Below are 22012 nucleotides of genomic sequence, written 5' to 3' on the forward strand. Positions count from 1 at the left end.
CCGTGGGAGTACTGCTTCTGGTGATCGCCCTGGTCGGAGCGATCGGGTTCGCCAGGCCGGGCCGAGCGCAGGATGGTGAACACGGCAACGGCCACGGCGATCGGCACGATTGGTACCGAGCTTTGGAGCAGCCGGGCACGGGATTGTCGTGTTGCAACGGGCGACGGTCGGGGCCCGATGGCACCGTCGAAGGCGACTGCCGGCCGACCCAGGCGTTTCGGGGCGAAGACGGGCAATGGCGGGCAATGATCAACGGGCACTGGCAGATCGTGCCGCTGCATGCCGTGCTCGACCCCGCCCTGAATCGGGAGCCCCTCTACGCCCACATCTGTGCCAGCCCCGCCGGTGTCATCTACTGCTTTCTGCCCGGCAGTCCGGGAGGCTGATCGTGGACGACGAGACCGTGGACATGATCGCCGCCAGGCGCGCCGCCACGGCGCGGCCGCCACTATCTCCCGATACGATGCGGGACATCGCCGAGCACCACGCCCTCAAGGATGACCCGACCTTCGACATGGTGCTCCACCTCGTCACACTGCCGCAGGCCGAGAGCCCGTGAGCTCACTTCCTCGTTGTATCCTTGCCTCCCAGCCATTCCGCCAGCTTCGACCACCGCCGGCGCCCGGCGACGTTCTTGACGGCGATGGCGACGGCCTTCTTCTGGCCGACCAGCACGACCAGCTTCTTGCCGCGGGTGATGCCGGTGTAGAGCAGGTTCCGCTGCAGCATGGCGTAGTGCTGGGTGAGTAGCGGGATGACCACTGCCGGATATTCCGAGCCCTGGCTCTTGTGAATCGTCGCGGCGTAGGCCGGCACCAGCGAATCGAGCTCGCCGAACAGGAAGGTGACCGGCCGGCCGTCGAAGCTCGCGACGAGTTCCGCCGCCTCGGGGTCGACGGCGTCGACGTAGCCGATGTCGCCGTTGAAGATGTCCTTGTCGTAGTCGTTCTCGATCTGCATGACCTTGTCACCAGGCGCAAAGGTCCAGCCGAATCGTTCGACTTTTTTCTCGCCCGCCGGATTGAGCGCTGCCTGCAGCTCGATGTTGAGCGAGCGCGCCCCGACTCCGCCGCGATTCATCGGGCACAGGACCTGGATGTCGCGGATCGGGTCGAAGCCGAAGCGCCGGGGCATGCGCGCCTTCACCAGTTCGACCACCCGCGCCACCGCCGTCTCCGGCTCGTCGGCCGTCACGAAGTAGAAATCGCTGTCGCCTTCGGGCCGCGCGAGGTCGGGCAGCAAGCCCTGATTGACCCGATGGGCATTGACGATGATGTGGCTTTGCGCGGCCTGTCGGAAGATCTCGGTGAGGCGGACCACCGGCACCGCGCCCGAGCCGATGATGTCGGCCAGCACCTGGCCCGGGCCGACCGACGGCAACTGGTCGATGTCGCCGACGATCAGCAGCGCCGCGTGCCTCGGCACCGCAGCAAGCAGCGCCTGCATCAGAACGACGTCGACCATGGAACTTTCGTCGACCACCAGCAGATTGCAGTCGATCGGATTGTGCTCGTCACGCTTGAAGCCGCCGGCGCGCGGATCGGTTTCCAGCAGACGATGGATCGTCCTGGCTGGGAAGCCCGTCGCCTCGGTCATGCGTCGGGCGGCGCGTCCCGTCGGGGCGCACAGCTGCAGGGCCGTGCCCTTCGCTGCCAGGATGCGCAGGATGGCGTTCACGATCGTGGTCTTCCCGACCCCGGGACCGCCGGTGATCACCAGCACCTTCGACCGCAAGGCGAGGCGGATCGCTTCGACCTGGCTGGCGGCCAGCGCCAGGCCGGTCTTGGCCTCGATCCATGGCAATGCCTTTTCCGCGTCGATCGGCGGCCACGGCAGCTCGCCTGCCGACAATCGCAAGAGGTCCTCGGCGATCGCGCGCTCCGCCCGATGGAGCCTGGCAAGAAACACGCATTGGGTCTCGCCGACGCGATCGGCGACAACCGTGCCTTCGGCCAGCTCGAGATCGAGCGCGGTCTGCACGAGGGCGACCTCGACCTCGAGCAGCTCGCCGGCGAGCGGCAACAGCTCCTCCAGGGGCAGCCCGCAATGGCCATCGTTCGTCGCCTCGGTCAAGGCGTATGAGATGCCGGCGCGCACGCGGATCATGGCGGTCTTGGCGATCCCGAGTCTCTGGGCGATGGCGTCGGCCGTCTTGAAGCCGATGCCACGGATGTCGCGCGCCAGCCGGTAGGGGTTCTCGCTCATGACCTGGACCGCGTCGGAGCCATAGGTCTTGAAGATGCGGACGGCGCGTGCGGTGCCGACACCGTGGCTGTGCAGGAAGACCATGATCTCGCGCACGACCTTCTGGTCGGCCCATGCCGCGGTGATCTTGGCGGCGCGCACCATGCCGATGCCGGCGACCTCGCGCAGCCGCGCCGGCTCGGCCTCGATGATATCGAAGACCTTGTCGCCGAATGCCTTGACCAGATTCTTGGCATAGACCGGGCCGATGCCGCGGATCATCCCCGAGCCCAGGTACTTCTCGATGCCATCGATCGATGTCGGCGCCGACGTCCGCAGGAAGCGCGCCTTGAGCTGCTGGCCGTGGACGCGGTCGTTTACCCATTCGCCCGAGGCGGTCACCCATTCCCCGGCGGTGATGACCGCGGCGTGGCCGACCACCGTGACGAGATCGCGATGGCCGCGTGCCTTGATCCGCAGCACGCAGAAGCCGGTCTCGGGATTGTGGAACGTAACTCGCTCGACGACGCCCGCGAGCACGTCCTGGGGGGAGGTGATGGAGGCTGACGACGGTTTCATCGGAGCTCCGGCATCGCACCCGGCGTCGCTGCGATCGCGCCGGGGCTAGGTTTCCAGGAACTTCACTCCTTGAACGGTGATGGTGACGGACGAGGCGGGATCGCCGTCGGCGCGCAGCCAGCCCTTCTTCACGGCGAGGCGGATGGCGGCATCGACGGCGTCGACGTTGTCGGTCGCGAGCTTGCTCTGGACCTTCGAGACATGCGTCCAGGCGGGTGGCTGCCGGTGACCGGTCACGTCGCGCACGGCGCGCAGCAGCGAGGTCAGGAACTGGACGGGGTTGATCGCTTGATTGGTCATGGCGGGATCATATCGCGACGTTCCCCGATCGACCATCCGGCCCACCTCGACCTCGCCTGGATCGGGCCCGCCCGGCTTGAACCCACCCAGCTTGAACTCGATCGCCGAAAGAAGCTACAGGACGGCTCGCATGTCGCGCGTCAATCCACTGCCAATCACAAGCTCGCTGTTCTTTCGCATGGTTCTGGCCGTGAACCTGACGGCGCGTCCGTTCGCGCGGCTGTACTCGCGCAAGTACCAGCTCAACCTCACGGAATGGCGGGTGATGATCGCCCTGGCCAACGTGCCGGGCGTGTCGGCCAACGAGGTGGCGCGGCTCTGCGGGCTCGACAAGATGACGGTCAGCCGTTCGCTCGCTTCGATGATGCGGCACGGCTATGTCGCGCGCCGCCCCGCGCGCGACGATCGGCGGCGGCTCATCCTGGCGCTGACGCCCAGGGGGCGGCGCATCTTCGCCGCCATCGCTCCCAGCGGCGCGGCGCGCGAAAAAGCCCTGTTCGGCGGATTCTCGCCGGCGGAGCGCGCCCAGCTCGGCCAGCTGCTCGATCGCCTGGTCGAACGCGCGTGCCAGTTGCCTGACGCGTGACGGTGGCGTCTCAGAAGCCGTACAGGTCGGGGCGGGACGCACCATCGGACCACGCGATGCGGCCCTCCGACCAGGCGAGCAGCAGGGCTCCGTAGCGGCTCGCCACGATTGCCTCGGTGCCGGGCTCGATGCAGACGAAACTGCCGCCGCGCGCCGTCACGTCGCCTACGCTGACGTCGCCACCGATCACGAACCACTCGACCAGCTCGGTCGTGCGATGGGCCGGGATGGTGGTCCCGGGCAGGAGTTGGAGTTGCACCAGGCGGCGATCGTCGCCGGTGCCCTTGTAGTCGAGGATCAGGCGCCGGCCGACGCCCGCTACCGCAGTCACCGCCATTGGCACCGTCTCGACCATGACATTGATGTCGGGCATCACCTCGGGCGCCGGATTGACGATCTCGGAATGGCGCGCGCCGGCGTGCAGGCGATGGATCGGGCCGTCCTGCGGCGGATAGGTGACAGGCCCCTCGAGCCGCGCGGCGAGCAGGCATTTTTCGTAGGGAATGGCGTCGTGCGTCGAGCCCTTGAAGTTGATGCCGACCTGGCCGCGCATGATCGTGCCGGCATAGTCCGTCAGCGAGCCCTGCAGAACATAGCTGGTGGCGACGCCCTGGTGCTGGTGCAGGCCGCTCGACACCAGGGGATCGAAGGCCACCAGGCCGAGATAGTGGCCCTTGGCATGATCGACGCGCACGACCTTCTGGGTGATGCCCTCCTTGCCCGCCCCGGTCCATGGCGCCGCGGTCATGTCGTAGACGCCAACAGCGGCGGCGCCCGCCCGACGCACGAGGGTGGGGGCGGGTACAGTCGCAGGCATCTTGCGGGTCCTGGGCATGCGACGACTCCCGGCAATCGGTAACGAACGTTACCAATCACCATAAGATGTTATCGACCACCATAAAGGCGCCGTTCGGCGGCCGACAAGGGGGAAACGGGCAGTTGCCCGGATGTCGACAAGGGGAATTGGGTTGCGACCTCGTGATGCGGCGACGGGCCACCGCCGGTGCTCCTATGGGGGAGCATGAGTAGCGGACATCTCGGATCTCTCAAGAGCTTGCAGGCGATCGACGCCGAAGCGCGCTGGCATCCCAGTGGCTGGAGCCTGGTGTTCATCGGTGGAGACACGCTGTCGGCGACCGCGCGGAGCCTGGCCGGCTTCACGACGCTGCGCCATCGCAAGCATGCGCTGACCATGGTCTACCGCCCGATGACCACGCTGCCGGCGATGTCGGCGGCGGACGACGATGCGGGCGTGATCGTCGTTGGCCAGGTCGTGCGCGGTACGCGTAATGGTTACTTCGTGTGGGTCGTGGTGGAAGGCAATCCGTCGAGCCTGCCCGACTTCTTCCGGATCTGAGGGCGCACCGGCTAGGTGCCCTCGCCTGCGGCGAGGTGGTCGAGCCAGGCCCACGCCATCGTGCGCTCGAAGTCGGCCATCCAGAGAAGGTCAGCGGGCGGCACGGTTGGCGCAGCAGGCTCCAGGCGGGCGGCAAGCCACGGCGGCGGTGGCGGGTCGCTGGGTTCGGTACGCAGTACGAGGCCATCGCGCCGGCGATGAAGCAGCGCCCACAGATCGGCGTAGCTGTCATCGACGGCGACCCCAAACGTGACGACGGGCGTCGGGCCGTGCTGTGTGACGCGCACCAGCGTCACCAGCAATCCGGCACGCTCGACAGTCGCAAGGTAGGCGTACTCGTCTCGGCGCGGCACCGGCGCCAGCGTGCCGGACGACAGTGCAGCGCCAGCGAGACTCGCGCGCAACAGCGCGATGGAGTGTTCGCGTGCCGCGTTGCGCGGGCTCGCGCTCAAGTGTCCTGTGTCGAGCGTGACATGTGTGAGAACGGAAACCGGGTCGGCTGTCATCGGCCGACCCGATAGCGACTCATTTCGACAGGATGATGGTTGGCGGTGCGCGGACGGCAGGGGATGTGGCACGCCGCCGGCGTTGGATCAGCGCTTGCTGTCCTGCAGGAACGTTTCGACGGCGGACTGCATGATCTCGGCGTAGCGCGCCACGCCTGCCGCCTGCGCCTGCGAGTTCGCGAAGACCTTGTCGGCGAAGGTCGCGTAGGCGCGTTTGTACTCGGCCATCAGCTCGGCGCGGAGCTGCTCGGCGGTGAGATCCGGGCCGACCTTCCTGTCGGCGAACTTGGCCTGGATTTCCCGGTTCGCCCGATCGATCTCGTCGGAATGAGCAGCGAGCGCCTCCTGGGCCGGCGCCATGGTTTCCTCCAGGGCGGCCTCGGCGCGCGCGATGGCCGTTCCGAAGGCGCGCTCCGCGGCCGACGGCTCGGTCTCGTCGAGCTCGAGGAATTCGAGCACCGCCTGGCGGAGCTTGCCGGCGTCTTCGTAGCCCATGACGCGGCGCACGTATTGGCCGTCGCGGAAGAGCAGGAGCTGGGGAAAGGAGGCGATTCGCCAAGTGTGGCAGAAGCCTTCGGCGTTGTCGTCCACTTCCAGCACGGTCATGTGGCCTTCGAACTCGGCCGCCAGCTTGTGCAACACCGGCCGCATCAACTCGCACGGCATGCACGGGTTCATGGTCGCCTTGACCACGACCGGCCCGGGCGTCGCCGCCAGCAGGCCGTCGATGTCGCCATCGGAGACGAGAGAAATCGGGTTCGATGAGCCATGCATGAGCCACTCCCTGGCGGGCGACAGGTCAGACAACGATGGTGGCAAGAGATTTCGCCGCCGCCAAGGCACGGCGGAGCTGCCAGGGAGGCCGGCGGGATGGCCGTACGTCGGGCCCAGCCGAGGGCAATCCCAAGACTGCCCTGCACCACCCGTTGACGCGCCGCAGCCGAGGCCCTATACGCGCCCCTTCCGGGCGCTTAGCTCAGCGGGAGAGCACACCCTTCACACGGGTGGGGTCGTAGGTTCAATCCCTACAGCGCCCACCATCTGTCCCCGGAACGATCCACGCCGTCCCGCCCCCTTGACATCATGCCGAGGGTCGGAAGATCACAGAGCCGTGATGAAGCGAGTTTTGGCAAACGGGTTTCTGGCGGCGGTGTCGATCGTGCTCTGCCTTGTCGTGGCAGAGGCGGCGACACGCTTGATCGACGGGCATTCGCTCTGGGGGCTGCGGCCGCCCGAAGCGAATATCTCGATCGGGCTCGACACCACGGCCCAGCATCTCGATTCGGTGCCGCGGGCCCATGGCGTCGATCGCGCGTGGTTCGACAGGTCGCCGCCACCCTTGCCCAACCGTGGCCAGCGTTCATCCTGGACGGAGGGGACTGAAGCGGCGAATCCCACTGCCCCCGCGGATTTCGTCTCCGACTTCAGACCGTGGGACTACTTCAAGGCGTGGAATGCGGCGTTCGTCGGCGATCCGTGCGCCAGCCCTTTTTTCAGGGGCGCGCCGGGACGGCTGATCGTGTTCGATCCGCCTGCGGGCGAGCGGCAGCCGATCTACCGCTATCTGCCCAGCACCACGACGCCGCTCGGGCTGGTCACCAATCAATTGGGCTTCCGCGGCCCGCCGGTCGACTACAAGCGCCGGCCCGACACGGTGCGCATCGTCCTTGTCGGCGCCTCGACGACCGCCGAGGCGCACGCCACGCCGTATTCCGGCTCGGAGATGCTCAACTACTGGCTCAACCTGTGGGCGGCCGCCAATCATCCCGGCCGCAAGTTCGAGGTCATCAATGCCGGGCGAGAGGCTGTGGTGTCGCGCGATATCGAGGCGATCGTGCGCCAGGAAGTGCTGCCGCTGCGCCCCGACCTGGTCCTCTACTACGAAGGCGCCAACCAGTTCGAGCTGGAGCGGCTGGTCAAGGATCTGCCGGCACGCCGGGCCGGCGATGGGCGGGCCTGGACCGACATCGTGGCCGGCTGGCTCAAGGATGCGTCGAGCTGGTCTGCCCTGGCGCGCCGCGCGCGTGCGCTTTTCGGCCTGGCGGAAGTTACGGAGGGCGGGGTCGAGCCGCGGAAGCCCGACTACACGCTCGAATGGCCGAAGGGCGTCAACGAAGCCGATCCGGACCTTGCCAGCCCGGATCTGCCCGTCAGTCTTCCCGTCATCCTGGGTGATCTCGACCGAATGCGCAAAGAACTCGCCGCAGCGGGAAGCGAGTTCGCGGTGGCATCCTTCATGTGGCTGGCGCGTGACGGCCTGATCTTGAATCCGGTTCGCAACCGGATGATCTACGACTATCTGAACGTCAAGCATTACCCCTTCCGCTATCGCGACATCGCGCGGCTGGCGGCCTTCCAGAATCGCGTGTTCGCCAAATATGCCGCGACGCGCGGCGTGCCATTCATCGACATCGTGCGCTACATGCCGTTCGATCCTGACCTGTTCGCTGACGCCATCCACAACACCCAGCCGGGCATCAATCTGCGCGCCTGGATCGTGATGCAGCAGCTCGTGCCGATCATCGAGGCCCACCTGGCGAGCGGCGCCTGGCCCAAATCGCCGCTCCCCGTGCAGCCGGCAAATCCGCCGATCTTCGCCAGCCAGCCTCGGCTGATCACCTTCGATTGCGCGCCGGCGCCTCCTCCGGTGGCCTCGCCCGAAGCCAAGGATTCGCGAGGCTAGCGACCAATCCGGGCAGCGTCGGGCGGATCAGCCGCGCGCGGCGATCTCCTGCAAGGCCTCGGGCAGGCGGGCGAAGTGATCGATCACCACCTCGGCGCCGAGTTCCTCCGCCGGCCGCGCCGTGTAGCCCCAGCTGACCAGCACCGCCGGCAGTCCGCCAGCATGGGCGGCTGCGACGTCGTGGATCGAATCGCCGATCATGACGGCGCGGTCGCGGCGGCCGCCGATCCTGTCGATGAGCTGCAGGATGTGGCCGGGGTCGGGCTTGCGCACCGTGAACGTGTCGGCGCCGGCGACGTCGGCAATGGGCGGCATCAATTTCAGATCGCGCAGGATCATGCGCGCCGGGTTTTCGAACTTGTTGGTGGCCACGCCCTGCCGCAGGCCGAGCCGGTCGAGGCGGGCCATCACCTCGGCGACGCCGTCGAAGGCCACCGTATAGCGCACCGGGAATTCCTCGTAATACTGCACGAACTGCCGCGTCGCGGCGCTCAGCGCCGCGTCGTCCAGCGTGATGCCATTCTTGGCGAAGGCGCGCTTGATGGTGACCTTGCTGCCTTCGCCCATGAACAGGCGGGCGTCCTCGTCGCTGATCGGCGGCAGCTTGTGGTCGGCCATCACCCGGCTCACGGCCACGCACATGTCACGGGCGCTGTCGATCAGAGTTCCGTCGAGATCATAGATGATCGTGTCGAAGCGGGCGGCGATGAGATTGTCGGCGTTCGGGTGCATGCGCGCCCTCCTTAGCACACTCGCCTTGCAGGACCGCCAGCGTCGTGGCATCGGACAGGCATGAAATCGTCCCGCGCTGCGGCTCCCGCCGCGGCCCCGGTGGCCGTCGTCATCCTGGCCGCCGGCGCCGGTACGCGTATGAAGTCGCGCTTGCCCAAGGTCCTCCATCCGCTCGCCGGCTGGCCCATGGTCCGCCACGTGATCGAGAATGCTTCCGCGCTGCGGCCCGCGCCTCGCCTCGTCGGTGTCGTGGCGCCGGGAGCGGAGAGGGTGGCTGCCGCCTTCACCCCGCATGCGGTCGTCGTGCAGGAAAAGCCGCTCGGCACGGGCCACGCCGCGCGGGCCGCGTTGCCGGCGCTCGCCGGGCATCGCGGGCCGGTGCTGGTAGTGTTCGGCGATGCGCCGTTGATCACGACGGCGACCTTGCGCCGCCTGGTCACGGCCTGCACGCGTGCCAACGCCGCCGTCGGCGTGCTGGGCTTCGTCGCCGCCGATCCCACGCCCTACGGCCGCCTGATCCAGCGCGACGGCGACCTGGAGAAGATCGTCGAGAGCCGCGACGCCTCGCCCGCCGAGAAACAGGTGGCGCTGTGCAATTCCGGCGTGATGTGCATTTCCGGCGCGCTGCTGCCCGAGCTGCTCGGCGCCATCGGCAATCGCAACGCCAAGCGCGAATTCTATCTCACCGACGTGGTCGCCATCGCCCGTGCCGCCGGCCATCGCACCATCGCCGTCACCGGCGATGAGGCCGAGTTCCAGGGCATCAACGCGCGCGCCGAGCTCGCAGCGGCCGAGCGCGCCTTGCAGCAGCGCCTGCGCGCGGCGGCGCTCGACGCCGGCGTCGGCATGCAGGATCCGGAGAGCGTCTGGCTCGCCGCCGACACCAAGCTTGCGCCCGACGTCTCGATCGGCCCGTGCGTGCGCTTCGGCCCCGGCGTCAGCGTCGGCGCCGGCAGCGAGATCAAGGCGTTCTGCGACATCGAGGGCGTCAGGATCGGCCGTGACACCATCATCGGCCCGTTCGCCCGCATCCGTCCGGACTCGGTGGTCGCCGACCGCGTCCATATCGGCAACTTCGTCGAGCTCAAGGCCACCCGCATCGGGCGTGGCGCCAAGGCCAACCACCTGGCCTATCTCGGCGACAGCGATATCGGCGAAGCGAGCAACATCGGCGCCGGCACCATCGCCGTGAACTACGACGGCTACGGCAAGCACCGTACCATCATCGGCCGCGATGCCTTCGTGGGCTCGAATTCCTCGCTGGTGGCGCCGATCCGGATCGGCAATGGCGCCAACGTGACGGCGGGCAGCGTCATCACCGAGGACGTGCCGGCCGGCGCGCTTGCCTTCGGGCGGGCAAGACAGGTGACAAAGCAGGGCCGGGCGGGTGAGCTTCGGGCACGGCTGAAAGCGCGCGCCGGCAAGTAGCAACCACGAGGCCACCCCCACGAGGCCCCCCATGTGCGGCATCATCGGCATCATCGGCAAGGCGTCTGTCACCCCGCTGCTGGTGGAGGCGTTGAAGCGGCTGGAATATCGCGGCTACGACTCGGCCGGCGTCGCAACGCTGATCAACGGCCACATCGATCGCCGCCGCGCCGAAGGTAAGCTGGTGAACCTCGAGGCGCGGCTGGCGCGCGAGCCGCTCGCCGGCACCATCGGCATCGGTCATACGCGCTGGGCGACGCACGGCAAGCCGTCGGAGCGCAACGCGCATCCCATTGCCACCGAGCGGGTTGCCGTCGTCCACAACGGCATCATCGAGAACTACCAGGAGCTCAAGGATGAGCTGCTCGCCGAGGGTCGCCGCTTCGACAGCGACACCGACACCGAGGTGGTGGCGCAGCTTCTGACCTCGCTGCTCGAGCGTCAGGCCACGCCGCAAGAGGCGATGGCCGGGGCCATGGAACGCCTGCGCGGCGCCTTCGCCCTGGTGGCGTTGTTCGCCGGCCGTCACGACCTTCTGGTGGGTGCGCGTCGCGGCAGCTCGCTCGCCGTGGGCTACGGGGAAGGCGAAATGTACATCGGCACCGATGCGCTGGCGCTCGCACCCTTCACTAAGCGCGTCACCTACCTCGAGGAAGACGACTGGGTAGTGCTTCAGCCCGCCGGCGCCACGATCTACCAGGGCGGCCAGAAGGTGAGCCGGCCGATCAAGCAAAGCGGCATCTCCGGCGCCATGATGGGCAAGGGCAACCACAGGCATTTCATGCTGAAGGAGATCTACGAGCAGCCTGCCGTGGTGGGCGACACGCTGCAGACCTATATCGACCCCGCCACCCGCACCGTCCACCTGCCCGCCAGCTTTCCGATCGATTGGACAAGCGCCACGCGCCTCACCATCACCGCCTGCGGTACCGCCTTCTATGCCGGCCTGGTGGCGAAGTACTGGTTCGAGAAGCTTGCCCGGCTCCCCGTCGAGGTCGACGTGGCCTCCGAGCTGCGATACCGTGAGCCGCCGCTGCCGGAAAAGGGCGGCATCTGCCTTGCTATTTCCCAATCCGGCGAGACGATCGATACGCTGGAGGCGCTGCGCTACGCCAAGCGCAACGGCCAGGCGATCCTCGCCATCGTCAACGTGCCGGAAAGTGCCATCGCGCGCGAAGCCGACGCCGTGCTGCCGACGCTGGCTGGACCGGAGATCGGCGTCGCCTCGACCAAGGCCTTCACCACCCAGCTCACGGTCCTGCTTGCGACGGCCATCGCCGCTGGACGGGCGCGCGGAACGCTCGCGGTGGCCGAGGAGGCGCGCCTCGCCCACGCCCTGATCGAGCTGCCGGCTGCGATCAACGAGGCGCTGGCGCTCGAGTCGCACTACAAGCGCATCGCCGATGACATCCTCGCCGCCGCTCGCGACGTCCTCTATCTCGGCCGCGGGCAATCCTTCCCGATCGCGCTCGAAGGCGCGTTGAAGCTGAAGGAGATTTCCTACATCCATGCCGAGGGCTACGCCGGCGGCGAGATGAAGCACGGTCCGATAGCCCTGATCGACGAATCCGTACCGGTCGTGGTGGTCGCGCCGAGCGACGCCCTGTTCGACAAGATCGCTTCCAACTTCGAGCAGGTCCGCGCCCGCGGCGGCAAGCTGGTCCTGCTGAGCGACGCTGACGGCGCCGCCCGGCTGACCGGGCACGCGGCGGCGACGGTGACGCTTCCGGCAGTCGATCCGATGGTCGCGCCGATTCTCTACACCGTGCCGGTGCAGCTACTCGCCTACTACACGGCGGTGGCGAAGGGGACCGACGTGGACCAGCCGCGGAATCTGGCGAAGAGCGTGACGGTGGAGTAGGGGCGCGCCGACCGCCCTCCAATCGATCGATGGACCGGCGATCACACATCTTATGCCGACGATGGTGCGCAAGCCAGCGCCTTGATCCAGTCCGTCATGTCAGACCCGGCGACCGTCTTGACCGGCATTGCGCAGGCTAGGGCACTCGTGATGGCGGACGTCGCGAACTGACCGCTCCTTGCCTGCGGTGTGCTGGGAAGGGGCACCCGCTGCATTCATGCTCTTCTGGACAGCCGGCGTCCCGTCAATTCATGAATCATGAGCGGGGACGCGCCCGCGGTCAAAAAAGACGGAATGCCCACCGGACGTCCGCCTAGCGTGTACCCTGCGGCAGACCAGGCGCGAGGCCCGTCGGGGATTGCTGGGGCTGCTGGCGCGGCTGGGCCGGAGCAGGGGCGGGCCGTTGGGCCGGCGCGGGCGCCGGTTGGGCGGGCTGCATCGCCTGGATGATGGCGCGCATCTTCTTGGTTTCGGCTTCCTGAGCCTTCTTGAACTCTTCCTCGTTAAGGAAGCGGTCCTTGTTGGCGTCCATCTCGATGAATTGCTTGACGGCGGATGCGGTGAGCTCGAGGCGATCGAGCACGCCGTCCTTGTTGGTGTCGATCTCCTGGAACTTGCGCAGCACGAGCTGGCGGCGGATGTCGTAGGGCAGCAGATTTTGGGCCTGTGGACCGTCGGCCGGCCCGGCCAGGGACACGTACTCCTGCTGGCTGATCTTGACGTCGTTGTTCTTGTCGAGCCGGTCGGCCTCGCGCAGCTGCATGTCGATGAAGTCGTTGACTGCCGCCATGCCCTGGCGACGGCGCTGCTCCATCTGCTGGCGCTCCTGCTGCTCGCGCGCGATCGAGCGCTGCACGATCAGGCGCACCTCGGGTTCGGTGACCTTGTTGTCGCGGTCGGTATCGTACTGGTTGAACTCGGAGTGGACCAGCGCCTCGGCTTCAGCGCGCTCGACGAAGCCGTCGCGGTTGGTGTCGAGATTGCCGAACTCCGCCTTGGCGCGATTGCGGCGCTCCTCGAGGTTCGGGCCGTTGGCGACGTCGTGCGAGTAGGGAGGCTCGGCCACCTTCATGAACTCGTCGATTGAAAGCTTGCCATCCTTGTTGGCGTCCAGCTCCTCGAACGACTTCATACGATACTTGAGGAAATCCGCGCGCGACACCTCGCCCTTCTTGGCGGCATCGATCTCGACGAACCACTGCGGCAGTGGAATGGGCGGCGGATTGCCCGTGGCCGCCTGAGCGGGCGGCGTGGCCGACATGCCCGGGGCTGCGGGCGCCGCCGGCGGCGTCGCGGTGGCGGGCGGTTTCTGGGTCGTCTGCGGCGGTTTTGCTTGGGGCGCGGTCTGGTCGGCAGGACGTGCCGCTGGCCAGCCCTGGGTCGGAGGGGTCTGGGCCAGGGCAGGCGTGCCGACAGCAGTCAGCGCGAACAGGAGGGGAGGGAGCAATCGCTTCATCGGCGGTGAACCGGCATTGGAGGGGTCGTTTCGTATCAAGGGCAACATGCGGCGTGTCAACACTCCGCGCTGCGGATCAATCCTGCGACGCAATCGCGCCGAAAGCATGGCGACCCGCCATTTGAGTTGCGCCAATTCGCGGGATGAGCCATCGTATTTTGCGAGGCATGACTCCGAAGAAGGGTCGCAAAGTGTTGGGAGGCAAGGGTAATTTCGCGTGGTCGGGACGTAATATGCGCCGGCCTGCAAATCCAGCATGACCATGGCAGGACCGTCCTCATCCAGCAGCGCACCGCTGCTCAGCGTGTACGACGTGTCGGTCCGCTTCGGCGGAATCGTCGCGCTCGATGGCGTCACCTTCGACGTCTTTGCCGGTCAGGTGGCGGGCCTGATCGGTCCCAACGGCGCCGGCAAGACCACCCTTTTCAATTGCCTAAGCCGGCTCTACACGCCCAACAACGGCGACATACGCTTCGAGGGCAGGACCATCCTTGACCGGCCGCGTCATGCGATCCCGCAGATCGGCATCGGCCGCACGTTCCAGAACGTGGCGCTGTTCGATCGCATGTCTGTTCTCGACAACGTCAAGGTCGGCTGCCACAGCAGGAGCTCGACCAGCTTCCTCGACAATGCGTTGCGCTTGCCCAAGGTGAGGCCCGAGGAGGAGCACATCGCCGAGCGCGCCCGCGAGCTGATCGCCTTCATGGATCTCGAGCCGTTCACCAACGCCATGGCGGGCGGCCTGCCGTTCCCGATCCGCAAACGAGTCGAGCTGGCTCGCGCACTCGCCTCGAGCCCCAAGCTGTTGCTGCTCGACGAGCCGGCAGCGGGCCTGAATCATGACGAGATCGAGGTCCTGAAGGGCCAGATCAAGCGCGTGCGCGACACGCAGAACGTCACCGTGCTGTTGGTCGAGCATCACATGAGCCTGGTCATGTCGGTGTCGGACAAGGTGGTGGCGATCGATTTCGGCAAGAAGATCGCCGATGGCACGCCGGCGGAAGTGCAGCGCGATCCCGAAGTGATCCGCGCCTATCTGGGGACCTCGTAAATGGCTGCGCTGCTGGAAGTCAGAGGTCTCAAGGCATTCTACGGGCAGACGCAGTCGCTATACGACGTTGGATTCGAGATCGAAAGCGGGGGCATTACCACGCTGCTGGGCGCCAATGGCGCGGGCAAGACGACGACGCTGCGCGCGATCTGCAACATGGTGCGCACCGACGGCACGATCCGCTTCGAGGGCAAGGACCTCAACAAGCTGGCGACCGAGGAGATCGTTCGCCTCCGCATCGCCCACGTGCCCGAGGGGCGAGGCACCTTCACGACGCTCACGGTCGAGGAGAACCTGCGCATCGCCGCCTACACGCGCAAGGACAAGGCAGGCGTCCAGACTGATCTCGAGCGGGTGTTCGCCTACTTCCCGCGGCTCAAGGAGCGCATTCAGCAGCAGGCTGGCACGCTGTCGGGCGGCGAGCAGCAGATGCTCGCGATCGCCCGTGCCCTGATGCTGAAGCCGCGCCTGATGCTTCTGGACGAGCCGTCGTTCGGCCTGGCGCCGCTGATCGTCGTGGAAATCTTCCGCATCATGCGACGCATCAACGAGGAAGAAGGCGTCAGCATGCTTCTGGTCGAGCAGAATGCCGCGCTCGCCCTCGACCTCGCCGATCATGCCTACGTGCTGGAGACCGGGCGGGTGGTGATGTCGGGTCCGTCCGACGTGGTCAAGAACGACGAGAACGTCCGCAAATCCTACCTCGGCTACTAAAAGTCGGAGATCATGGAACAGTTCCTCCAGCAGATTGCCTCCGGCTTGGCCAACGGTGCCATCTATGCCTGCGTCGCCCTGGCGCTCGTCATGATCTACGTGTCGACTGACCACATCAATTTCGCCCAGGGCGAGATGGCGATGTTCTCGACCTACATCAGCTGGCAGCTCATGACGTGGGGCGCCAGCTTCTGGATCGCTTTCGCCGCTGCGGTGGTGCTCTCCTTCATCCTGGGCGTGATCATTGAAAGGGTGATCCTGAGACCGCTGCACAATGCACCGGTCCTGTCGATCGTCGTGGTGTTCATCGGCCTTCTGGCGATCTGCAACTCGGTGGCGGGCGCGATCTGGAGCTACCTTATCAAGGAGTATCCGACACCGTTCCCCAAGAGCAGCTTCGGCATCGCCGGCGTGATCGGCCCGCATCAGTTGGGCGTCGTGATCGTCACCCTGGTGGTGCTCGGGCTGTTGTTCGTGTTCTTCCGCTATACGCCGCTCGGCCTTGCCATGCGGGCGGCGGCGCAGAACCCGCAGATGGCGCGGCTGGTCGGCGTACGCGTCGACTGGATGCTGGCGTTAGGCTGGGGCCTCGCCGCGGCGGTGGGCGCAGTGGCCGGCATGATGGTGGCGCACATCGTCTATCTCGACCCCAACATGATGGGCGGCATCCTGCTCTACGCCTTCGCCGGCGCCCTGGTGGGCGGCATCGGCAATCCGGGCGGCGCCGTGTTGGGCGGCTTCATCGTCGGCGTGCTCGAGAACATGGTGGCCTTCGCCGGCAACCAGATCGAGAAGGCGACCGGAATATACATCATCGGCAACGGCGAGAAGCTCACTGTCGCGCTGATCATCGTGATCTTCGTTCTTACCGTGAAGCCCGCCGGCCTGTTTGGCCGCGTCGTCGTGAAGAGAGTCTGACATGCCCCAATCCTCGAGAAAGACGTGGCTGTGGCTCCTGCTGGCGGCGGCCTTCCTGATCCCCCTGCTGCGGCCGGTCGTGCCCGACCTCGTGTCCGACTATCGGTTGTTCCTGGTCAGCACCATGATGATCGCGGCCATCGCCGTGCTGGGCCTCAATCTGCTGACTGGCTTCAACGGACAGATTTCACTGGGTCACGGCGCGTTCTATGCGGTCGGCGCCTACGTGGCGGCCATCCTGATGGATCAGCTGAACTGGCCATACTGGCTGACCCTGCCGGCCGCCGCCATTATCTGCTTCATCGTCGGCTACCTGTTCGGCCTCCCGGCGCTGAAGCTCGAGGGTCATTATCTGGCGCTGGCGACGTTCGCGCTGGCGCTCGCGGTACCTCAGATCCTCAAGTACAAGTGGCTCGAAGGTCTGACCGGCGGCGTCCAGGGTATCGTGCTCAGCAAGCCCGAGGCGCCATTCGGCCTGCCGCTCAGCGAAGATCAGTGGCTCTATTATTACATACTGATCGTCATGGTGCTGCTGTACTGGGCGGCTGCCAACATCCTTAACAGCCGTAGTGGGCGTGCCATGATGGCGATCCGCGACCAGTACATGGCGGCCGACACGATGGGCATCGATACGTCGCTCTACAAGACCGTGACCTTCGGCATAAGCGCCGCCTATACCGGAATCGCCGGGGCGCTCTCGGCCTCGGCCATCGCCTTCGTGGCGCCCGACAGCTTCAACTTCTTCCTGTCGATCAAGTTCTTGATTGGGCTGGTGGTGGGCGGCATCGGCTCATTGACCGGCTCGGTGGTCGGCGGGATCTTCTATGTGCTGGTCGACAATTCCGCCCAGGCGCTCTCGACTTTCATCAAGAACGACGTCGGCCTGCAGTTCGACCTGTCCGCCTACACGGTATTCGGAATCCTGCTGATCGCGCTGATGTACCTGATGCCCATGGGCATCGTGGGCGGCGTCGCCTATCTGGTCCACAACATGCGCGCCAGCATGCGCGGCGCGCCGGCCAAGGACCAGCAGGCGGCCGCCAAGCAGCGCGCCTGAGCGCCTTAACCTGAAGAACCATTCATCCGAGTAAGGAGTAGTCGATGGCGTAAACCCACCCAGGGAGGATAACCATGAAGACGAACAGGCGTAGCGTCGTTGGCGGTCTCGCGGCCGCGGCAGTGCTTTCGGGTACCCGAGTAGCGTATGCGCAGAAGAAGTACGACGATGGAGCGACCGACAAGGAGATCAAGATCGGTCACACCAATCCCTACAGCGGGCCTGCGTCTTCCTACGGCATCATTGGGAAGGGCGAAGAAGCCTATTGGAAGAGCGTCAACGACCGCGGCGGCATCAACGGCCGCATGATCAAGTTCGTCACTCTCGACGACGGGTACTCGCCGCCCAAGACGGTCGAGATGGTCCGCCAGCTGGTGGAGCAGGACAAGGTGCTGTGCACCTTCAACACGCTCGGCACGCCGACCAACACGGCGATCCACAAGTACATGAACCAGAAGAAGGTGCCGATGCTGTTCGTCGCGACGGGCGCATCGAAGTGGGGAAAGCCCAAGGAGTTCCCCTGGACGATGGGCTACCAGCCCGACTACCACACCGAGGGTGTGATCTACGCCAAACACATCCTGGCCAACGTCAAGGACCCGAAGGTCGGCGTGCTGATGCAGAACGACGACTACGGCAAGGATTACTGGGAAGGCTTCAAGGAGGGCATGGGCAAGGAAGCCGGCCGCATCGTCAAGCATGTCACCTACGAGGTGACCGACCCGACGGTCGACAGCCAGGTGATCCAGCTCAAGGACACCGGCGCCAACGTCTTCTTCAATATCTCGATTCCCAAGTTCGCCGCACAATCGATGCGCAAGGCAGCCGAGATCGGCTGGCGGCCCGTCCAATATCTCAACAACGTCTCCGCGCAGGTCACGACTACCATGAAGCCAGCCGGCTTCGAGAACGTGCAGGGTGTCATCACTGCAGCTTGGCTCAAGGATCCGACCGATCATCAGTGGGACAACGACGCCGAGATGAAGACATGGCGCGAGTGGATGGCGAAGTACGTCCCCAACGGCAACGTCGGCGACGTGAACTACGTCTACGCCTATTCGGTGTCCTTCCTGATGGAACAGACCCTGAAGAAGTGTGGTGACAACCTCACCCGCGAGAACCTGATGAAGCAGGCAGCCAACCACCAGAAATTGCGCGTGCCGGGCCTGTTACCCGGCATCACCGTCAGCACGAGCCCGACCGACTTCTACCCGGTTCAGGCGGTCCAGCTCCAGCGCTTCAAGGGCGAGAGCTGGGAGCTGTTCGGCGAGATCATGTCGGCCGAAGCAAGCTGACGGGCGCTCTCACACCGCATAAGGCCGCCGCCTCCGGCGGCCTTTTCCTTTTCGGGTTGGGAGCGTGCCACACCGTGGCGGTTGGACATGTCGCAAGGGCTCAATTCCGGCCGGCTCCTGCCGGCTCGGACGCAACCTTTCCGGGATGATGATCAAGCTGCAAGACAACCGGCTCCGTTTCGGAACCGACCTCGAACCATCGACCCTCGGGTCCTGATTGGACATGGCCCTGGCAAAGCAGCCTCATCGACGACGTCAATCGCGGCCCGCAGAGCGTCCTGGGTGGCATAAGGAATGCCGACGCCAAGCTGGCAGCCCACGGAAGCGCCTGACCCCGCGCTGCCTTCTTTCCGCCACAATATCCGAGCAACAGCCCGCCGGTCCACATTGGGAGGCAGCTTTGGGTATGAAGTCGACTAGGCGTGGTTTCGTGGGTGGTGCGTCGGCATTGGCGATGTTGTCCGGTTCGACTGGCGCGTTTGCTCAGAAGAAGTACTCCGACGGAGCGACCGACACGGAGATCAAGATCGGCCATTGCGGCCCGTACAGCGGACCGGCCTCGTCGTACGGCGCCATCGGCAAGACGATCGAGGCCTACTGGAAGAGCGTCAACGAGGCGGGCGGCATCAATGGCCGCAAGGTTAAGTTCATCACCCTCGACGACGGCTACAGCCCGCCCAAGACGGTGGAGGTGGTGCGCCAGCTCGTCGAGCAGGAGAAGGTGCTGGCCCTCTTCCAGACGCTCGGCACGCCGACCAACACGGCAATCCACAAGTACATGAACCAGAAGAAGGTGCCGATGCTGTTCGTCGCCACCGGCGCATCGAAGTGGGGCAAGCCCAAGGAGTTCCCGTGGACGATGGGCTTCCAGCCCGATTACCACACGGAAGCGGTGATCTATGGCAAGCACATCGTGGCCAACGTCAAGGACGCCAAGATCGCCGTGCTGATGCAGAACGACGATTACGGCCGCGACTATTTCGACGGTTTCAAGGAGGGGTTGGGCAAGGAAGCCGGCCGTATCGTCAAGACGGTGACCTACGAGGCGACCGATCCGACGGTCGACAGCCAGATCATCCAGCTCAAGGATTCGGGCGCCAACGTCTTCTTCAACATCAGCGCACCCAAGGCCTCGGCCCAGGCGATCCGCAAGGCGGCCGACATCGGCTGGAAGCCGGTGCACTATCTCAACAATGTCTCGGTGTCGGTCGCCGCCGTGATGAAGCCGGCGGGCTTCGACAATGCCCAGGGCATCATCACGGCGTCGTACATGAAGGACGCCACCGACAAGCAATGGGACGGCGACGAGGAGATGAGGGCGTGGCGCGCGTGGATGGGCAAATACATGCCCAGCGCCAACCAGGCCGACGCCAACCACATTTACGGCTACGCCGTGTCGTTCCTGATGCATCAGACGCTCAAGAAGTGCGGCGACGACCTGACCCGCGAGAACGTCATGAAGCAGGCCGCCAGCCACCAGAAGTTGCGCGTCCCGCTCTTGCTGCCCGGCATCTTCGTCAACACCAGCCCGACCGACTTCTACCCGATCCAGGCCGTACAGTTGCAACGCTTCAAGGGCGAGAGCTGGGAGCTGTTCGGCGACATCATGCACGCCGAGAGCACCTGACGTTCGTTACTCCGGCTCGGCAGGCCAAATGGCCCGCCGGGCCTGGAGCTTCGGCTCGACGTGATTTACGGGCTGCTCCTGTATTTATGGAGCGGTCTTTTACAGCGCAAAACATTGCAAACTTGTGTGCTGGAAGAGGTAATTTCTCCTTTTCAGGGCCATGATTTCGCGCGAACTTCAAACGACTTAAAATAGGGAGGGTGTGTTGAGAAGCAGTAGGCGTAGCTTTATCGGTGGCGTGTCCACGGCCGCCATGTTGTCAGCGTCCGGCGTGGCGTTTGCGCAAAAGAAGTATGATGACGGGGCGACCGACAAGGAAATCAAGCTCGGTCATACCAATCCGTACAGCGGGCCGGCCTCCGCCTATGGCGTGATCGGCAAAGGGCTCGAGGCTTACTGGAAGAGCGTCAACGAGCGCGGCGGCATCAACGGCCGCATGATCAAGTTCATCACCCTCGACGACGGCTACAGCCCGCCCAAGACCGTGGAAGTGGTGCGCCAGCTGGTGGAGCAGGACAAGGTGCTGTGCACCTTCAACACGCTCGGCACGCCGACCAACACGGCGATCCACAAGTACATGAACCAGAAGAAGGTGCCGATGCTGTTCGTCGCGACGGGCGCATCGAAGTGGGGAAAGCCCAAGGAGTTCCCATGGACGATGGGCTACCAGCCCGACTACCATACCGAGGGTGTGATCTACGCCAAACACGTCCTGGCCAACGTCAAGGACCCGAAGGTCGGCGTGCTGATGCAGAACGACGACTACGGCAAGGATTACTGGGAAGGCTTCAAGGAGGGCATGGGCAAGGAAGCCGGCCGCATCGTCAAGCACGTCACCTACGAGGTGACCGACCCGACGGTCGACAGCCAAGTGATCCAGCTCAAGGATTCGGGCGCCAACGTTTTCTTCAATATCTCGACGCCCAAGTTCGCAGCCCAGTCGATCCGTAAGGCGGCCGACATCGGTTGGAAGCCGGCGCATTATCTCAACAACGTGTCGGCCTCCGTCGCGTCGGTGATGAAGCCGGCCGGCTTCGAGAACAGCCAGGACATCATCACGGCGGCCTATCTCAAGGATCCTACCGACAAGCAGTGGGAGAACGACGCCGAGATGAAGGCGTGGCGCGAGTGGATGACCAAGTACATGCCGGGCGCCAACCAGGCGGACGCCAACTACATCTTCGCTTTCTCCGTGGCGTTCCTGATGGAGCAGACGCTGAAGAAGTGCGGTGACCTCTTGACGCGCGAGAACGTCATGAAGCAGGCCGCCAACCACCAGAAGCTGCGCGTGCCGTTGCTGTTGCCCGGCATCACGGTCAGCACCAGCCCGACCGACTTCTACCCGGTGCAGTCGGTTCAGCTGCAGCGCTTCAAGGGCGAGACGTGGGAGCTGTTCGGCGACATCATGTCGGCCGAAAGCGCCTGAGGCGCCCGCAGCTGCGCGAAACACAGCAAGGCCGCCGCATCCCGGCGGCCTTTTTCCTGGTCGATCGACCCCTTTTCAAACCGCCGCATTGCGGCGACTGTGGCAGGTCAATCACGATGGGAGGTAGCGTTGTCAATCAGTAGGCGTGGTTTTGTCGGCGGTGCGTCGGTTGCCGCCATGGTGGCATCGCGTTCGGCATTCGTTCAGAAGAAGTATGACGACGGGGCGACCGACAAGGAGATCAAGATCGGT

At 65.4% G+C, this 22012-nt stretch carries 21 protein-coding genes and 1 tRNA gene; 15 read left to right on the plus strand and 7 right to left on the minus strand.

The window, feature by feature from the left end; genetic code table 11:
• Positions 1-2: 2 nt before the first annotated feature.
• Positions 3-386 carry a hypothetical protein gene (locus ACILR9_RS33850; RefSeq protein ID WP_395714400.1) on the plus strand — a complete coding sequence of 128 codons (384 nt, stop codon included), beginning with the start codon at positions 3-5 and terminating at the stop codon, positions 384-386.
• Positions 387-388: 2 nt separating this feature from the next.
• Positions 389-559 carry a hypothetical protein gene (locus ACILR9_RS33855; protein WP_395714401.1) on the plus strand — a complete coding sequence of 57 codons (171 nt, stop codon included), beginning with the start codon at positions 389-391 and terminating at the stop codon, positions 557-559.
• Between the two features lie 2 nt (positions 560-561).
• On the opposite strand, the gene ACILR9_RS33860 is transcribed toward ACILR9_RS33855, so the two are convergent.
• Together ACILR9_RS33860 and ACILR9_RS33865 are read right to left on the minus strand one after the other, a co-directional pair.
• Positions 562-2763, minus strand: a complete 2202-nt coding sequence (locus ACILR9_RS33860; protein WP_395714402.1) for an ATP-dependent RecD-like DNA helicase — start codon at positions 2761-2763, stop codon at positions 562-564.
• Positions 2764-2808: 45 nt separating this feature from the next.
• Positions 2809-3063, minus strand: a complete 255-nt coding sequence (locus ACILR9_RS33865; RefSeq protein WP_395714403.1) for a hypothetical protein — start codon at positions 3061-3063, stop codon at positions 2809-2811.
• A gap of 130 nt (positions 3064-3193) precedes the next feature.
• Here ACILR9_RS33865 and ACILR9_RS33870 point away from each other — a divergent pair, with 130 nt between their 5' ends.
• Entirely contained in the window at positions 3194-3649 is a 456-nt protein-coding gene (locus ACILR9_RS33870) for a MarR family winged helix-turn-helix transcriptional regulator (RefSeq protein WP_395714404.1), read from the plus strand.
• A gap of 10 nt (positions 3650-3659) precedes the next feature.
• Here the strand turns inward: ACILR9_RS33870 and ACILR9_RS33875 are convergent, their stop codons facing one another.
• The gene (locus tag ACILR9_RS33875; RefSeq protein ID WP_395714405.1) at positions 3660-4484 is read right to left on the minus strand and encodes a cupin domain-containing protein; all 825 of its coding nucleotides are present in this window, start codon (positions 4482-4484) and stop codon (positions 3660-3662) included.
• A gap of 219 nt (positions 4485-4703) precedes the next feature.
• Between ACILR9_RS33875 and ACILR9_RS33880 the strand changes: the two genes are divergently transcribed.
• Positions 4704-5006, plus strand: a complete 303-nt coding sequence (locus ACILR9_RS33880) for a hypothetical protein (protein WP_395714406.1) — start codon at positions 4704-4706, stop codon at positions 5004-5006.
• A gap of 11 nt (positions 5007-5017) precedes the next feature.
• Here the strand turns inward: ACILR9_RS33880 and ACILR9_RS33885 are convergent, their stop codons facing one another.
• Positions 5018-5410, minus strand: a complete 393-nt coding sequence (locus ACILR9_RS33885) for a hypothetical protein (RefSeq protein WP_395714407.1) — start codon at positions 5408-5410, stop codon at positions 5018-5020.
• A 189-nt stretch (positions 5411-5599) separates the two neighbouring features.
• Complete coding sequence (locus ACILR9_RS33890) at positions 5600-6286, minus strand: thioredoxin domain-containing protein (RefSeq protein ID WP_395714408.1); 687 nt, start codon at positions 6284-6286, stop codon at positions 5600-5602.
• Positions 6287-6477: 191 nt separating this feature from the next.
• On the opposite strand from ACILR9_RS33890, the gene ACILR9_RS33895 reads away from it, so the two are divergent.
• Together ACILR9_RS33895 and ACILR9_RS33900 are read left to right on the plus strand one after the other, a co-directional pair.
• A tRNA-Val gene (locus tag ACILR9_RS33895) sits at positions 6478-6552 on the plus strand.
• Between the two features lie 74 nt (positions 6553-6626).
• Entirely contained in the window at positions 6627-8195 is a 1569-nt protein-coding gene (locus tag ACILR9_RS33900) for a hypothetical protein (RefSeq protein ID WP_395714409.1), read from the plus strand.
• Positions 8196-8222: 27 nt separating this feature from the next.
• Here ACILR9_RS33900 and ACILR9_RS33905 read toward each other — a convergent pair whose 3' ends face one another.
• Entirely contained in the window at positions 8223-8927 is a 705-nt protein-coding gene (locus tag ACILR9_RS33905) for an HAD-IA family hydrolase (RefSeq protein WP_395714410.1), read from the minus strand.
• Positions 8928-8987: 60 nt separating this feature from the next.
• On the opposite strand from ACILR9_RS33905, the gene glmU reads away from it, so the two are divergent.
• Complete coding sequence (glmU, locus tag ACILR9_RS33910; RefSeq protein WP_395714411.1) at positions 8988-10355, plus strand: bifunctional UDP-N-acetylglucosamine diphosphorylase/glucosamine-1-phosphate N-acetyltransferase GlmU; 1368 nt, start codon at positions 8988-8990, stop codon at positions 10353-10355.
• Positions 10356-10386: 31 nt separating this feature from the next.
• Entirely contained in the window at positions 10387-12216 is a 1830-nt protein-coding gene (gene glmS, locus ACILR9_RS33915) for a glutamine--fructose-6-phosphate transaminase (isomerizing) (RefSeq protein ID WP_395714412.1), read from the plus strand.
• Between the two features lie 313 nt (positions 12217-12529).
• On the opposite strand, the gene ACILR9_RS33920 is transcribed toward glmS, so the two are convergent.
• Positions 12530-13672 carry an EF-hand domain-containing protein gene (locus ACILR9_RS33920; protein ID WP_395714413.1) on the minus strand — a complete coding sequence of 381 codons (1143 nt, stop codon included), beginning with the start codon at positions 13670-13672 and terminating at the stop codon, positions 12530-12532.
• Between the two features lie 256 nt (positions 13673-13928).
• Here ACILR9_RS33920 and ACILR9_RS33925 point away from each other — a divergent pair, with 256 nt between their 5' ends.
• From ACILR9_RS33925 to ACILR9_RS33955, 7 genes are all read left to right on the plus strand, one after another.
• Positions 13929-14723: an ABC transporter ATP-binding protein gene (locus tag ACILR9_RS33925; protein ID WP_395714414.1), complete on the plus strand. Its 795-nt coding sequence runs from the start codon at positions 13929-13931 to the stop codon at positions 14721-14723.
• On the plus strand, positions 14724-15437 hold the full coding sequence (locus tag ACILR9_RS33930) for an ABC transporter ATP-binding protein (RefSeq protein WP_395714415.1): 714 nt from the start codon (positions 14724-14726) through the stop codon (positions 15435-15437).
• A 12-nt stretch (positions 15438-15449) separates the two neighbouring features.
• Positions 15450-16355, plus strand: a complete 906-nt coding sequence (locus ACILR9_RS33935; RefSeq protein WP_395714416.1) for a branched-chain amino acid ABC transporter permease — start codon at positions 15450-15452, stop codon at positions 16353-16355.
• Between the two features lies 1 nt (position 16356).
• Positions 16357-17412 carry a branched-chain amino acid ABC transporter permease gene (locus ACILR9_RS33940; RefSeq protein WP_395714417.1) on the plus strand — a complete coding sequence of 352 codons (1056 nt, stop codon included), beginning with the start codon at positions 16357-16359 and terminating at the stop codon, positions 17410-17412.
• A gap of 74 nt (positions 17413-17486) precedes the next feature.
• Positions 17487-18707, plus strand: a complete 1221-nt coding sequence (locus tag ACILR9_RS33945; protein WP_395714418.1) for an ABC transporter substrate-binding protein — start codon at positions 17487-17489, stop codon at positions 18705-18707.
• 406 nt (positions 18708-19113) lie between these two features.
• Positions 19114-20334 (plus strand): ABC transporter substrate-binding protein, encoded by a 1221-nt coding sequence (locus ACILR9_RS33950; protein WP_395714419.1) that lies wholly within the window; start codon positions 19114-19116, stop codon positions 20332-20334.
• 253 nt (positions 20335-20587) lie between these two features.
• Entirely contained in the window at positions 20588-21760 is a 1173-nt protein-coding gene (locus tag ACILR9_RS33955; protein WP_395714420.1) for an ABC transporter substrate-binding protein, read from the plus strand.
• Positions 21761-22012: the final 252 nt, after the last annotated feature.

Origin of the sequence: Reyranella sp. (assembly GCF_044224635.1) — a bacterium.
GTDB lineage: Bacteria > Pseudomonadota > Alphaproteobacteria > Reyranellales > Reyranellaceae > Reyranella.

What these genes read in the sequence shown, in the direction of transcription:
- ACILR9_RS33925 (WP_395714414.1), top strand. Translation starts at nt 13,929, where the DNA reads ATGACCATGGCAGGACCGTCCTCATCCAGCAGCGCACCGCTGCTCAGC.
- ACILR9_RS33870 (WP_395714404.1), top strand. Translation starts at nt 3,194, where the DNA reads ATGTCGCGCGTCAATCCACTGCCAATCACAAGCTCGCTGTTCTTTCGC.
- glmS (WP_395714412.1), top strand. Translation starts at nt 10,387, where the DNA reads ATGTGCGGCATCATCGGCATCATCGGCAAGGCGTCTGTCACCCCGCTG.
- ACILR9_RS33940 (WP_395714417.1), top strand. Translation starts at nt 16,357, where the DNA reads ATGCCCCAATCCTCGAGAAAGACGTGGCTGTGGCTCCTGCTGGCGGCG.
- ACILR9_RS33920 (WP_395714413.1), bottom strand. Translation starts at nt 13,672, where the DNA reads ATGAAGCGATTGCTCCCTCCCCTCCTGTTCGCGCTGACTGCTGTCGGC.
- ACILR9_RS33890 (WP_395714408.1), bottom strand. Translation starts at nt 6,286, where the DNA reads ATGCATGGCTCATCGAACCCGATTTCTCTCGTCTCCGATGGCGACATC.
- ACILR9_RS33860 (WP_395714402.1), bottom strand. Translation starts at nt 2,763, where the DNA reads ATGAAACCGTCGTCAGCCTCCATCACCTCCCCCCAGGACGTGCTCGCG.
- ACILR9_RS33945 (WP_395714418.1), top strand. Translation starts at nt 17,487, where the DNA reads ATGAAGACGAACAGGCGTAGCGTCGTTGGCGGTCTCGCGGCCGCGGCA.
- ACILR9_RS33875 (WP_395714405.1), bottom strand. Translation starts at nt 4,484, where the DNA reads ATGCCCAGGACCCGCAAGATGCCTGCGACTGTACCCGCCCCCACCCTC.
- ACILR9_RS33950 (WP_395714419.1), top strand. Translation starts at nt 19,114, where the DNA reads ATGAAGTCGACTAGGCGTGGTTTCGTGGGTGGTGCGTCGGCATTGGCG.
- glmU (WP_395714411.1), top strand. Translation starts at nt 8,988, where the DNA reads ATGAAATCGTCCCGCGCTGCGGCTCCCGCCGCGGCCCCGGTGGCCGTC.
- ACILR9_RS33955 (WP_395714420.1), top strand. Translation starts at nt 20,588, where the DNA reads ATGTTGTCAGCGTCCGGCGTGGCGTTTGCGCAAAAGAAGTATGATGAC.
- ACILR9_RS33865 (WP_395714403.1), bottom strand. Translation starts at nt 3,063, where the DNA reads ATGACCAATCAAGCGATCAACCCCGTCCAGTTCCTGACCTCGCTGCTG.
- ACILR9_RS33930 (WP_395714415.1), top strand. Translation starts at nt 14,724, where the DNA reads ATGGCTGCGCTGCTGGAAGTCAGAGGTCTCAAGGCATTCTACGGGCAG.
- ACILR9_RS33935 (WP_395714416.1), top strand. Translation starts at nt 15,450, where the DNA reads ATGGAACAGTTCCTCCAGCAGATTGCCTCCGGCTTGGCCAACGGTGCC.
- ACILR9_RS33900 (WP_395714409.1), top strand. Translation starts at nt 6,627, where the DNA reads ATGAAGCGAGTTTTGGCAAACGGGTTTCTGGCGGCGGTGTCGATCGTG.
- ACILR9_RS33905 (WP_395714410.1), bottom strand. Translation starts at nt 8,927, where the DNA reads ATGCACCCGAACGCCGACAATCTCATCGCCGCCCGCTTCGACACGATC.